The organism is Pseudomonas sp. NPDC087803, from assembly GCF_044742995.1.
Classification (GTDB): domain Bacteria; phylum Pseudomonadota; class Gammaproteobacteria; order Pseudomonadales; family Pseudomonadaceae; genus Aquipseudomonas.
This window is the reverse complement of sequence record NZ_JBIUVO010000026.1, coordinates 26014-38895: the sequence shown is the minus strand read 5'-3', so window position 1 is coordinate 38895 and position 12882 is coordinate 26014. Positions and strand designations below refer to the sequence as shown.

Below are 12882 nucleotides of genomic sequence, written 5' to 3'. Positions count from 1 at the left end.
AGCCTTACGTGTCGGTAGACTTTTTATTGATTGATGGATTGTTATGGAAGATTGCCACTTTACTGATCCAATAGGAAAGTACAGTGCAGGCGGCATCAGATACAAATTTGGCCAGTGCCGGTGGGGCTATGAACTGGAGGGTAAGGCTGAACAGGCCTGCGGAAATGGGGATGTTCAGACCCAGCAATGAGAAATATCTGATTGCCTGAGTTCTTGGGCTGAGCTGTGTCGACTTAAATGTGAAGTGACGATGTAAGAAGAAGGAGACAATGCCGGAAAACAGCTTGCTAAGAACATTCGCCTCAACATGCCGTCCACCCAATAAATAAACAAAAAGGAAGAAGAATCCCATGTCCAAGGCGTACGCTAAAAATTGTACGCCTATGTATTTTGCAAGTATCAAACCTTGTTCTTCCTTATAAAGATACGCGGTGATGGAGACTGTAGGGCTGGATGTTTAAACAGCCAAACGGCTCTGTGATCAGGGTTATCGGCAAGGAGGCAGCTCACCGGGCGAAGCCCGCATTGATTATCGCACATACTATTTGCTGCTTGGGTAGCCGATCAGAAACTTCTGGTTGCACGAGCTCAGGAAAGCCGCCGGGGTGCGCCTCGATGATAGCGTCACGGGGGAAGGGCGTGGCTGAGAAGGGCATCCAGAGTTCGTTGCCTGGCGCAAAAAAATGCTCGCATCTTCCGATGCGAGCACTTTTTGAACGGGTCAGCAGATAACCGTGTCTTCACCGGTGGTCGGGCTGGCCTCACCCGGAAGACGGTAGTTGCGTAGACCCTATTTCTGCGGCAAGGAGACCGTGAGCTGCTTCAAGCACTCCTGTGCTTGCTCGACAGTTTGCGCCTCAACCTCGATTCTGCCAGAAATGCCTCGCAATGCGGCATCTACCAGTTCCTCTCCACCAGCCATCAGCGGGTAGCGGGTCATCCACGAATTACCTGTGCCGCAAGGAAGCGATATCGTCAGTTTAGCGTCCACAGGAACGGGCTGCGACAGTCTGCTGTTCCAGAACAGCTCAAAGCCTTTGTCGGATTTGCCGATGACACCGGTTTGAATGTTGCTGATCAGTGAGTTACTGGCATTGCTCGAGTTAATGACGCTGTGAGCAAACGCTACCGCGCCTACATTTCCCGGGAATATGACTGTCGCGCCGGTTGTATTGGCAGTGCCGATATTGTCAAACGAGATTCCGCGGAACTGATTGAAGAGTGCATCGGATTCGTCTTGAGTAATGTCAAATAGTTTTGTGTAGATCGATCTGTTGACGTTAACCAAATGAATGGCGTTATAAACCGCCAAACCCTCGCCCCTGAGCAAGTGTCCGTAGTTGCCAATCACGGAAGCACCTTTTCCATCGCTAAGCTCAACAAGCTTGCGCACATCTCGCGTAAGTTGGTTATCGACTGGCCTGAGAATGTCACCCGCATTCATGATTGGGTTGAATGAGCCGTAAGTCAGGAACTGGAAGCACACCATTCCGATAAAGAACAGGTTGATAAATACATTGCGCGCTCTTTTTTCATCCTTGAAGAACAGCCAGGCCGGAATTGCCAAAACAGCCAGCAAGGTGGGTATGAGCCACAGCCAATTGATCAGATAAAATTCGGTTTCGATATCATGCCGTACGCCGAAAGCGTAGGAAATCGCCGAAAACACCAGACATGCGAAAACCACAGCGCTGATTCTTATCTGCTGCCATTGATGAGAGATCATCACTGTGCAGTAAAGAACAATCAGCATGGAGAATCCAAGCAGCATGCGCCGTCCGGGCACCAGATAGAACAGGGAAATCTTCGACAGGAGTCTTGGGAATCCAATGAGCATGAAGACGCTCATGATGACCAGCATCACTGCCGTGGCAGCGGTCAGATTTCTACTGAATTTGTCCCATTTGATGAATGGCAGCAAGGACAGAAAAATCAGCGGCAGAATGGTGCCGATGAGACTGAACTCATGTACCGGATCCACTCCCGGACCGCCAGGGCCGACGGGAATGCTGGGAAATATCGCCGAGAGCAAGAGTTCTGGTTGAACATTGCCCCCGGTACTTACCCTTACCCCGGGATAAGAAGTGGCTGAAACGTCTTTTACGTAGTCCCATCGCATATACATGAAAAACGCAATGGCGGCCGCGGCGGCGATCAGCGACCAGAAAATCTGTTTCTTGTTGATGAGGTCCGGCCGTGCAGCCAGCAGGATCGGAAGAAGTGCTGCTGCGAGCGAGACATAGAACGGTGGGTAGATTTGCCCAAAAATGACGTGTCCGACTGCCCAGAAGAAAAGCGGAAACTTAATGAGCGGGCGAAGCCTGCTGGCAAATACCGCAAAAGGCAAAATGCTTGCGCCGAGGGCGGGGAAGTTACTTGTCCACCAAACCTGGTACATTTGACTGAACAGTATCATCAAACTTACGGAAATGGCGATGCCAGGCTTGACTCCCAGGTTTTTCAAAAGCCAGCAGATGGAAAATAGAAAGATAAAGTTGTAGTAAGCGCCTTGCAAGGCAAGTGCATTGGCTCCTGGCAGGACCCAGAATGCAAGATGGTTAGGCAGGAAAAACAGCGATGCGTTGAACTTTGGAATGGAAATGACCCATTCAAGGTTTTCGTAGTAAGGTACGAGCGACGATTTATCCGGAAAGCCCTCAAGGTATGCCTGCTTTAGAATCGGCAGGTAGGTAGACCACTCGTCTCCGCGTCCCTCTTTGGAAACGCCAATGATACTTTGAGTCGAGTAGTCTCCAAGAATGCGCAGCGCGGATATAAAGTGGCTTTGGTAAAGTCCAAGCGCAACCCAAATCAAAGCTATGCAGGAAAGTGCGGCCAGGGCCAGCCACCACTTGTTTCTATCAGTTTGCAGCATGTCTATAATGCCTTTTTAATAGTGAGCCGTTTGAGCGCAGGTCCATGTATTGCTTTGGCGGTCCGTGGTCTCGACGTGGCTCGATATATCGTCCAATATCTATATCTACGCTACTCACTAAGCCTTTGAAAGGCTTAATGAGTAGCGCCTGAGTTTATTCTGCTTGTACGCTGCTGGCTTCTTTTTTCATTATTTTGAACTGCGCCATCTTTTTGTGTAACACCTTGGTGGGCAGTGCCGAAATGTCATAGGCGACAAACGCCAATATAAGTTGCGTCCCCAGAATGATGGGGAGCGAGGCCAGCATCACTGTGCCTGAGGTGGTCGCGATGCCGGTCGATAGCCCGTGTATCCAGCTATATCCGCCATAAATAGTGCCGAACAGGAACAGCAGTATGCCTAGGGGTAACTCGAACGAGGCAATCGACATGTCGCGTAGATAGTAGTTGTAGAAAATTCTTTTGAAAAAGTTACGAGTGTGCTTGGCAAGGAATTCGCCAATAATTTTGGAGATCTTCAGGTTGCTGACTTCATCGCCATATTTAGCATCCATCGGAATATCTGCCACCACCGCGCGAAGCGTGTTCAGGCGGAAAAGAATATCTGTTTCAAAGAAGTAGCGGCGGCTGATTTTTTTAAAAGGCAGATGTTTGGCTACGTCGCGGTGAATAGCCGTAAATCCGTTAGTCGGATCAAACAGGTCCCAATAGCCAGATGAGAGTTTTGTCATCAATGACAGTACGGAGTTGCCGAACAGTCTGAGCTTCGGCATGGCCGTGATTTCTTCGAGGTCAAAGAAACGGTTACCCTTGGTGTAGTCTGCTTCGCCGGCCAGAATAGGGGCGGTGAAGTTGGGGATCAGATGGGGTTCCATCTGATCGTCCCCATCAACTTTTACAATGACATCCATACCGTCGTCGATCGCGGCCTGGTACCCGGTCATTACTGCGCCGCCCACACCCTGGTTTTCGATGTGTCGTAATACTTTGACGCGTTCGTCCTTGCAGTTTTGCTCTACGAAATCGCCCGATTGTTCCGGGCAGCAATCATCAATAACGTAGATTTTTTCAACTTCAGGTCCGATTTTATTGATGACGTTGAGAACATGACTGCGTACCCGAAAACTAGGTATTACTACAGCAATTTTTTTTTCAGTGCTCATCCGATGATCGCCCAGTCTTGTTTGAAAGCAAAAAACTGAATTTAGTTAATAGCTTCCGTTCATGATAAATTAATTTAACTCCGCGCTTCTATCTGCCGAATTTTCCACTGTATATTGGAAAAACCTGCGTGCTGGCGCTTGGTCTAGCCTGTTTGGGGCGCATTTTACAGACTAAACGTCGGGATTGCCTTATGCACACGAAAAAAAATCAAGCATAATCGGCGATTGCAAGACGTGTGGGCTCCGAGGGCTCGTGGGTGGTGGCAGTTGCTCACGTGTTGAGGGGGGGGGTAGCCTCGCCAGTAGGGAATGTCAAGGGGCAAGCCAAACGATGCGCTGATTCTTTTCAGGAGATCGGGGAGAGGCCGTATTTCCTTTGATGGCGCAAGTTCACATTTTTCGTCGATTAGAAATGTTTCGGAAGTCGTACTAAAAGCGGCACTCATAATGGAAGAGTTTTTCATGTCAACGGTACTACCATCTGCTCAGGCAGCCTCTGCGGCTTTAGAAAGCAAAAATAAGTTATCGGTGGTGCGGCTTAACCGGGTCCACTGGCAAGATTACTTTTATTTTGTTGCATTGGTGTTGGTTTTAGCGATTGGAGCTTACTTTAGACTTGCCTACACGGATCTGGACCGAGCACCTGTTCCTGGTGATGAATATACCTATCATAATGCTGCCAAAAGCATTATTGAATATGGCTATATGGTCAGGGAACCCTACATCACCAATGGCGATTTTTCTCGATCTGTAGCAGTGACAGGACTGTCGCCGGGATATCCTGTGTTCCTTGCTCTTGTCTATAAATTTGCGGGCGAAAGTTTTCAGAATATTATCGTTGCGCAGGTGCTTCTCAGCATATTTTCACTGATTCTCATCGCTGTGATTCTAAGTCAGTTGAAGGTCCATAGACTGTTGGTGTTGTTGTCTCTATTGCTGTCGGCTGTATATCCGGGGTTTTTGTATAATAACGACCGACTGTTAACAGAGCATTTGTTTGTTTTTTTCATGCTTGGTTTTGTTTCAGCCTTCATAAGCTCTCTGCGCACAGGGTCCGCCCGGCTCGCGTTGCTTGCGGCGCTCGTGCTGGCTTGCGCAGTTCATGTTCGAGCACAGGCATTGCCGTTCGCATTACTGGCGATAGTCTTTTTCATTCTTTACGGGCGAGGTGTTCTCAAGGAATGTTGCTGGCAATCCGGTGTATTTGTGCTGGGCGTGGTCTTGGGGATGGCGCCCTATTGGCTACACAATTACCTCGAGTTCGGTCGAATTCTTTTACTCCCGGAAACCGGCATAGGCCCGATGATCTGGGGGGCCGTCCCATATTTTCTTGATATGGGCGCAACCGTCAATCGTCATCTGACTGACGTTATTGCAGCCAACAGTACGCCCGCCCCTTTGACATATTGGAACTGGCGCGTATTCGGCTATACCCAGCAAATGTGGGGCGATGTCTGGGATGAGCGGCTTGTACACGCTCAGACGCTGCTGCGTCCGTGGTTGCTGTTGCAGCATCTTTTGATTATTCCAACATTGGTGGTCATACCGTTTCTGGCGCGCAAGGCTGAACCCCGAGTACTTTTTGTGGCGGCAGTGCCTCTCGCGATTACCTTTATGAATGCGCCTTTTCACGGGTTGCCACGATACGCATACCCGGCGCTACCATTCGTATTTATCATATTTGGCGTGTTGTTGAGCTACCTGGTTGAGCGATTCAGTTCGCAAGCCCGAGTGAATGCCTTGGACGTGATAAAACCAAACTATGCTGGCTGGAATAGAGTGGTTCGCACGAGCTTTTTGTTTTCCGCCATCCTGCTTTCCATTGTGGTTGTGTACAGCACGTATCTTTTTGCGTGGAATATACACAAGGAAATGTCGACCTATCGACTGGCGCGGTATATGGGAGTAACGCCTTCTCAGGCAACCGCCGAGCGCGAGGTCGGTTCCTATAAGTTTGATGTCAACGCGCTACCCGTAGGTAATGCCACGAAAATCGTTGAGGGTGTATATGTCAATGACGTGGACGCTCCTCCTGTTATAAGTCTTTCTGTTCCGCAAGCGACTGTTTCTGACGGTGAACGCATAGTTTCGAAAGTCGTTCTGAAGATAAGTGGCGGTTTTTACTATGACTTCATGACTGTTTACTGGAAGTCTCCAAAAGTTAAGGATTTCTCCGAAAATCATGTTTACGGGCGGTTTCCTACCAATTTTCTGGAAACGAAACAGGTTATCTACGTAGATGATGATGTCACTGAGCTTCTTGTTGTTCCGACCGGGTTCCGCGGCGGCGAGATCCACGTGAATTCCATCGAAGTCAAAAAGTACGACATGAGTAAATAGCACCGCTGAAGTGGCTATAGGCCGGCAACATGCGCGAGGCTTATTCACATGCACGGGTTTTTACCGGGTTAGCTGAAAAAATGGAGTGACGTATCAATGGTTTTTTGGTGGATCTTGCCTCTGGTTTTCGGTCTTTCTTTCGGGTTGACTGCGGTGCTGCGTCGATACGCGCTGACGCGCAACATGATCGATATCCCGAACGACCGTAGTTCACATACGGTCCCCACTCCCAGAGGGGGCGGTGTATCTATCGTTGTCACCTTTTTGATTTCACTTGTCTGTCTTTGGTCTGGCGGATGGATCGCTACTTCTTTTTTTCTCGGCGCTGTTGGCTGCGGTCTGCTCGCGGCTGTCATCGGATTTATGGATGACCACGGTCACATCGCGGCTCGCTGGCGTCTGCTCGGACATTTCATCGCCGCGATCTGGGGGGTTGTCTGGATAGGCGGACTTGCGCCATTGAATTTGCTTGGCTCATTGGTTGATTTGAGCTGGATCGGCAGTGCTCTTGCCGTGCTTTATCTGGTGTGGATATTAAATCTGTACAACTTCATGGACGGCATTGATGGCATAGCCAGTGTTGAGGCTGTTTGCGTATGCGCTGGCGTAAGCATCCTTTACTGGATAAGCGGTCATGGGACGTTGATCTGGGGCCCGGTTTTGTTGCTGATGGCGGTCTTGGGTTTCCTGTTTTGGAATTTTCCTCCTGCAAAGATATTCATGGGCGACTCAGGCAGTGGGTTTTTGGGCGTTATTCTCGGGGTTTTGTCGCTTCAAGCTGCTTGGGTCAATCCAGACTTGCTGTGGGTTTGGCTGATTTTGCTGGGTGTTTTCATCGTTGATGCAACCTTCACCCTGTTGCGACGTCTTTTGCAGGGGGCCAAGGTGTACCAGGCTCACAGAAGTCATGCCTATCAGTATGCTTCTCGGCGTTATGGCAGCCATTTGCCGGTAACGTTAGGGGTGGCCGCCATCAATATCTTTTGGCTGTTTCCCATCGCATTTTGCGTCATCGCATTCGGAATGGACGGCATGCTGGCGCTGATTGTGGCGTACACACCGCTTCTGGTGCTTGCTCTAACATTCCACGCGGGGAAACCGGAGGAGGCAACCGTTAAGCGTTGAATCAAGGAAAATGTCCGTCGGCTCCGGATTATTTCGTACAATGAGTTGGGACTACGCGGTCAAACTGTTCTGATCGGTTGAGGTTTATGGATAAAATTCGCGCCTTTTTGTTAGGTTTGCCACGCCGGCAAAAGCGATTGATACAGGTTGCCACGGACGTTTTTCTAGTCTGGGTCTCGCTCTGGCTTGCGTTTATCGTCAGGCTTGGTATCGACGATATGTACAACCCACTGAAAGTGCATTTTTGGCTGTTCATCAGTGCTCCCATCGTTGCCATTCCGCTCTTCATACGTTTCGGAATGTATCGAGCGGTCATGCGTTATTTTGGCAATGACGCGTTGATTGCAATCGGAAAGGCTGTAAGTCTGTCCTCGTTGATTCTCGCCTTGGTGGTTTACTGGTATAGCAATCATGAAAGTGTTGTGCCGCGCTCCATCATTTTCAACTATTGGTGGTTGAGCCTGGTTATCATCGGTGGCTTGCGCCTGTGCATGCGCCAATATTTCATGGGCGATTGGTTCACAGCCGTCCAGCACGTCCCCTTCACGAGCAGGGACGACAGCCTTACCAAGGTCGCCATCTACGGTGCCGGTGTCGCCGGGAATCAGTTGGTCGCTGCATTGCGTATGGGACGTGTCATGCGCCCGGTCGCTTTTATCGATGACGATGCCAGTATTGCCGATCGCGCGATATCCGGTCTTCAGGTATATAAACCCAAGCACATTCAAGAAATGATCGATGTCACTGGTGCTCAGGAAATTCTGTTGGCACTACCATCGTCAACCCGGGCTCGTCGCCGGGAAATTCTCAATCTGCTCGAAGGGTTTCCGCTGCATGTTCGCAGTGTTCCCAACTTTACTGATCTGGCCAGCGGACGGGTCCGGGTGGAAGACATCCAGGAGGTCGATATTGCCGATTTGCTGGGGCGTGACTCGGTTCCGGCACAACCTGACCTGCTGGCCCGGTGTATCAACGGCCGCGTAGTGATGGTGACCGGCGCTGGTGGGTCCATTGGCTCGGAGTTGTGTCGGCAGATTTTTGCCCTGGGTCCGACCACACTTATTCTTTTCGAACATAGCGAGTTCAATCTCTACAGCATTCTTTCGGAGCTCGAGCAGCGCGGTAACAGGGAATCGGTCTCAGTACGGCTGTTGCCGATACTTGGATCAATCCGCCATCAGGACAAACTGCTGGATGTGATGAAAACCTGGAAAGTCGACACGGTTTACCATGCCGCGGCGTACAAACACGTGCCTATGGTCGAGCACAACATAGCCGAGGGCGTGCTGAACAATGTAATCGGTACGCTCAATACTGCTCAGGCGGCCCTACAGTCGGGTGTTGCGAACTTTGTCCTGATCTCCACCGACAAAGCGGTGCGGCCCACGAACGTCATGGGCAGCACCAAGCGGTTGGCCGAGTTGACGTTGCAGGCCTTGAGCCGTGAGATTGCGCCGGTATTGTTTGGTGATAAATCAAACGTGTCCCGAGTCAATAAGACCCGGTTCACCATGGTGCGTTTCGGCAATGTGCTGGGGTCGTCGGGTTCGGTGATCCCGCTGTTTCACAGCCAGATCAAATCAGGCGGCCCACTGACGGTCACCCATCCCAAGATCACTCGCTACTTCATGACGATCCCGGAAGCCGCGCAACTGGTGATACAGGCCGGATCCATGGGGCAGGGGGGCGATGTCTTCGTGCTGGACATGGGCGAACCGGTCAAAATTGTCGAGCTGGCGGAAAAAATGATCCACCTGTCTGGCTTGAGCATTCGATCCGAGCGCAACCCGCAGGGCGATATTTCCATCGAATTCACTGGCTTGCGGCCAGGTGAAAAGCTCTACGAGGAGCTGTTGATCGGCGACAACGTAGCAGCCACGTCCCACCCGATGATCATGACCGCCAACGAGGATCACCTTTCCTGGGATGTACTCAAGGCTCGCCTGCACGAATTGCTCGTCGCGGTCGAAAAGGATGATTACTCACGAGTGCGTCAGTTGCTGCGAGAAACTGTCAGCGGTTACACCCCCGACGGCGAAATCGTCGACTGGATCTATCAGCAACGCCGTCTCGAACCCTGATTGTTTCACATCCTGTAATAGACACATTTTTGACACCCGCCAACCATCGCCTAAGTTTGGAGAGCAGCTTCGGAAAAGCTGCTTTCTCAAACGATGATGGAGCGTCAATTATGCGTAACGGTTTTTTCTACTCTCTGGTTTTTGCCTTGCTAACCAGCGCCTCAATCGCTGCAATCGCCGCACCTGCCGTTGCCCCTCAAGCGGAAAAGGCAGCGATGGTGACGGAAGCGGTGACGGCATCCCCGAGTGAAAAGGTCGATCTCAATGGTGCCGATGCCGCTACTCTGCAGAAGCAATTGGCCGGAGTCGGTGAAGCGAAAGCCAAAGCGATTGTTGCGTACCGTGACGCTAATGGGCCGTTTGCCTCGGTGGATGAGTTGCTGGAAGTGAAGGGCATCGGCAAGGCGATTCTGGATCGCAACCGCGACAAGCTGGAAGTGAACTAAGCTGATAATTAAACGCCAAGGGGCCGGTCATTGACCGGCCTTTCCGTTTTCTGATGTCAGAGATTCGCCAAAGGGAGCTGCGTTGCGTCTGTCGGTGAGCTGAAAATTATGGGTATCATATGGCTGTGAGATTATGCCTATAATAATTTCCGCCGCCTTCATGCATACAACGCTGAGGGCCAATCCCAAAGTATTTCAGGAGCGCTCTCATGAGTTCAGTCCAGTCTCAAGGTACGGCCGTCGTCACCGGCGCATCATCAGGTATCGGTGCCATCTACGCGCAGCGGCTGGCAGCGCGAGGTTTTGATTTGCTGTTGGTCGCCCGTGATCAGCAACGTCTGGAAAGCGCTGCGAATCAGTTGCGCGAGGCCCACGGTGTAAAGGTCGAAGTGCTCAAAGCCGACCTGACGCAAAAGGACGATGTGCTGAAACTCCAGCAACGCCTGCGCAGTGATTCGAGCATCAGCCTGTTGGTGAATAACGCAGGGGTTGCAGCCGATGGCTTGCTGGCAAATTCCGACGCCGAGCAACTGGAACGTCTGATTCAGTTGAACGTCACCGCCGTTACGTTGCTGGCCTCAGCAGCAGCCGCCAGTTTCGCCAAGGCCGGACGCGGCACGATCATCAACATCGCCTCGGTGGTGGCGCTGTTTCCGGAGCGTTTCAACGCGACCTACAGTGCGAGTAAAGCCTATGTGTTGAGCCTGACTCAATCGCTCAACGCCGAGCTCGAAGGCACCGGCGTCAAGGTGCAAGCGGTGTTGCCTGGCGTTACCCGCACCGAAATCTGGGAGCGTTCCGGCATCGACGCCAGTGGCATACCGGCGGAGATGGTGATGGAAGCCGGCGAGATGGTCGACGCGGCGCTGGCCGGTCTGGATCAGGGTGAGTTGATCACCATCCCGTCGCTACCGGACGAAGGTGAATGGCAGGCATTCGTGCGAGCGCGGCATGTCATGGCACCAAATCTGTCGCGCAGTTCGGCGGCTGAACGCTACAAAAATTGATCAGAGGTAACTGCGGTATGAGTCAGCGTCGAATTGTTGTCACCGGTATGGGCCTGGTTTCTCCTTTGGGCAGTGACGTCGAGGTTGTCTGGCAGCGCTTGCTGGACGGGCGCTCCGGCTTGCGCAATTTGCCGGACGCGGTGAGTGCAGATCTGCCGACCCGGGTTGCCGGGATGGTGCCAACGGCGGCAGAGGACGTCGAGGCCGGTTTCGATCCGGACCTTGCCACGCCACCCAAAGAGCAGAAGAAGATGGACCGCTTCATCCTGTTCGCCATGGAAGCGGCGCGGCAGGCGTTGGCGCAGGCCGAATGGCAGCCGTCCGAGGCCAGGGATCAGGAGCGCACCGCAACGATCATCGGCTCCGGTGTTGGCGGGTTCGGTGCAATAGCCGACGCCGTGCGCACCACGGACAGTCGTGGCCCGCGACGTCTGTCGCCGTTCACCATCCCATCGTTTCTGGTCAATCTGGCGGCCGGGCATGTGTCGATCCAGCATGCTTTGAAAGGCCCGTTGGGTGCGCCGGTGACTGCTTGTGCTGCCGGGGTCCAGGCGATCGGCGATGCTGCACGGATGATTCGTGCTGGTGAAGCGGATATCGCGGTTTGCGGTGGAGCGGAAGCCTGCATTGATCGGGTCAGCCTGGCCGGTTTTGCCGCGGCGCGAGCGTTGTCCAGTGGTTATAACGACACTCCCGAGCGTGCTTCGCGGCCCTTTGACAGCGGACGCGATGGCTTTGTGATGGGTGAGGGCGCGGGTTTGCTGGTGATCGAGTCGCTTGAGCATGCGCTGACACGTGGTGCACAGCCATTGGTCGAGTTGGTGGGTTATGGCACCAGTGCCGACGCCTATCATCTCACCGCCGGTCCGGAGGACGGCAGTGGTGCACGACGGGCGATGCAGTTGGCGCTGGCTCAGGCTGGTATCGCCCCGGGTCAAGTGCAACATCTCAACGCACATGCCACCTCCACCCCGGTCGGCGATCTGGGTGAGTTGGCGGCGATCAAAAGTGTGTTTGGCGAGCAGAACAAAATCGCCGTCACCTCCACCAAGTCCGCTACCGGGCATTTGCTCGGCGCTGCCGGCGGGCTGGAGGCGATCTTCACGTTACTGGCCATCCGCGATCAGGTGGTGCCGCCAACGCTCAACTTCGACAATCCCGATCCGGCGAGCGAGGGCGTGGACGTCGTTCACGGTCAGGCGCGGTCGATGCCGATCGAATATGCGCTGTCCAATGGTTTCGGTTTTGGCGGGGTGAATGCCAGCGTGCTGTTCAAACGCTGGGAAGGCTAGTCCTGATCTTGCTTCAGGGCGTCACGTGTGACGTCGAGAATCCGTTGGGCCAACTGCGGATTTTCGACGCTGCGGGCGAGCACCAGTGCGCCAACCAGTGTGGCCATGATGACAATGCTGCGATCAGCGGCGGATGGGCCTTCCAGGGTGTTTTGCACTTGTTCCAGTCGGCTGTTGAGCACCGCGTCGGTGGTCGGGCTGGGCTGACCGCGCAGACCCATTTCCGAGGACATGGTCGGTAACGGGCAGCCTTCGTGCGCAGAGCTGTAGTGCCATTCGGAGAGGTAGCTGTCGATGAACGCCTCCAGCGGGCGTTCCTCGGAGAACAGCATGGCGCAATGCGCATCCAGCTGCGCGCCAGCCTCCTGCAGGGCTTTTTCCACCAGATCGTCCTTGGACTTGAAATGTGAATAGAACCCGCCATGGGTCAGCCCGAGTGCTTTCATCAATGGCTGCAAACCGGTCGCGCCGATACCGTCCTGGCGAAATCGTGCCGAAGCTTCCTTGATGATGCGCTGATGGGTCTGGGCTTTGTGATCCTGCGAGTAACGCAT

General features: G+C 52.9%; 10 protein-coding genes. 6 read left to right on the top strand and 4 right to left on the bottom strand.

The features are described from left to right. Positions 1 to 4 precede the first annotated feature (4 nt). From ACIOUG_RS15120 to ACIOUG_RS15110, 3 genes are all read right to left on the bottom strand, one after another. Complete coding sequence (locus tag ACIOUG_RS15120) at positions 5 to 403, bottom strand: GtrA family protein (RefSeq protein ID WP_121186553.1); 399 nt, start codon at positions 401 to 403, stop codon at positions 5 to 7. 387 nt (positions 404 to 790) lie between these two features. After that, positions 791 to 2875 carry a hypothetical protein gene (locus tag ACIOUG_RS15115; protein WP_401066666.1) on the bottom strand — a complete coding sequence of 695 codons (2085 nt, stop codon included), beginning with the start codon at positions 2873 to 2875 and terminating at the stop codon, positions 791 to 793. Between the two features lie 154 nt (positions 2876 to 3029). Beyond that, positions 3030 to 4037 (bottom strand): glycosyltransferase family 2 protein, encoded by a 1008-nt coding sequence (locus tag ACIOUG_RS15110; protein ID WP_401066665.1) that lies wholly within the window; start codon positions 4035 to 4037, stop codon positions 3030 to 3032. A 447-nt stretch (positions 4038 to 4484) separates the two neighbouring features. Between ACIOUG_RS15110 and ACIOUG_RS15105 the strand changes: the two genes are divergently transcribed. From ACIOUG_RS15105 to fabF, 6 genes are all read left to right on the top strand, one after another. After that, positions 4485 to 6377 (top strand): hypothetical protein, encoded by a 1893-nt coding sequence (locus ACIOUG_RS15105; RefSeq protein WP_401066664.1) that lies wholly within the window; start codon positions 4485 to 4487, stop codon positions 6375 to 6377. A gap of 96 nt (positions 6378 to 6473) precedes the next feature. Beyond that, the gene (locus tag ACIOUG_RS15100; RefSeq protein WP_401066663.1) at positions 6474 to 7502 is read left to right on the top strand and encodes a glycosyltransferase family 4 protein; all 1029 of its coding nucleotides are present in this window, start codon (positions 6474 to 6476) and stop codon (positions 7500 to 7502) included. An 86-nt stretch (positions 7503 to 7588) separates the two neighbouring features. Beyond that, positions 7589 to 9583, top strand: coding sequence for a polysaccharide biosynthesis protein (locus ACIOUG_RS15095; protein ID WP_401066662.1), 1995 nt, complete (start codon positions 7589 to 7591; stop codon positions 9581 to 9583). A gap of 110 nt (positions 9584 to 9693) precedes the next feature. Then, on the top strand, positions 9694 to 10029 hold the full coding sequence (locus ACIOUG_RS15090; protein WP_401066660.1) for a ComEA family DNA-binding protein: 336 nt from the start codon (positions 9694 to 9696) through the stop codon (positions 10027 to 10029). 209 nt (positions 10030 to 10238) lie between these two features. Further along, positions 10239 to 11036 (top strand): SDR family NAD(P)-dependent oxidoreductase, encoded by a 798-nt coding sequence (locus ACIOUG_RS15085; protein ID WP_401066658.1) that lies wholly within the window; start codon positions 10239 to 10241, stop codon positions 11034 to 11036. Positions 11037 to 11053: 17 nt separating this feature from the next. Further along, entirely contained in the window at positions 11054 to 12328 is a 1275-nt protein-coding gene (fabF, locus tag ACIOUG_RS15080; protein ID WP_401066657.1) for a beta-ketoacyl-ACP synthase II, read from the top strand. On the opposite strand, the gene ACIOUG_RS15075 is transcribed toward fabF, so the two are convergent. Continuing rightward, the gene (locus ACIOUG_RS15075) at positions 12325 to 12882 is read right to left on the bottom strand and encodes a TetR/AcrR family transcriptional regulator (RefSeq protein WP_401066656.1); all 558 of its coding nucleotides are present in this window, start codon (positions 12880 to 12882) and stop codon (positions 12325 to 12327) included. The genes fabF and ACIOUG_RS15075 overlap by 4 nt on opposite strands.

Excerpts from the sequence above, each read along its gene's own strand:
- ACIOUG_RS15115 (WP_401066666.1), bottom strand. The coding sequence starts at position 2,875 with ATGCTGCAAACTGATAGAAACAAGTGGTGGCTGGCCCTGGCCGCACTT.
- ACIOUG_RS15110 (WP_401066665.1), bottom strand. The coding sequence starts at position 4,037 with ATGAGCACTGAAAAAAAAATTGCTGTAGTAATACCTAGTTTTCGGGTA.
- ACIOUG_RS15105 (WP_401066664.1), top strand. The coding sequence starts at position 4,485 with ATGGAAGAGTTTTTCATGTCAACGGTACTACCATCTGCTCAGGCAGCC.
- ACIOUG_RS15100 (WP_401066663.1), top strand. The coding sequence starts at position 6,474 with ATGGTTTTTTGGTGGATCTTGCCTCTGGTTTTCGGTCTTTCTTTCGGG.
- ACIOUG_RS15095 (WP_401066662.1), top strand. The coding sequence starts at position 7,589 with ATGGATAAAATTCGCGCCTTTTTGTTAGGTTTGCCACGCCGGCAAAAG.
- ACIOUG_RS15090 (WP_401066660.1), top strand. The coding sequence starts at position 9,694 with ATGCGTAACGGTTTTTTCTACTCTCTGGTTTTTGCCTTGCTAACCAGC.
- ACIOUG_RS15085 (WP_401066658.1), top strand. The coding sequence starts at position 10,239 with ATGAGTTCAGTCCAGTCTCAAGGTACGGCCGTCGTCACCGGCGCATCA.
- fabF (WP_401066657.1), top strand. The coding sequence starts at position 11,054 with ATGAGTCAGCGTCGAATTGTTGTCACCGGTATGGGCCTGGTTTCTCCT.
- ACIOUG_RS15075 (WP_401066656.1), bottom strand. The coding sequence starts at position 12,882 with ATGCGTTACTCGCAGGATCACAAAGCCCAGACCCATCAGCGCATCATC.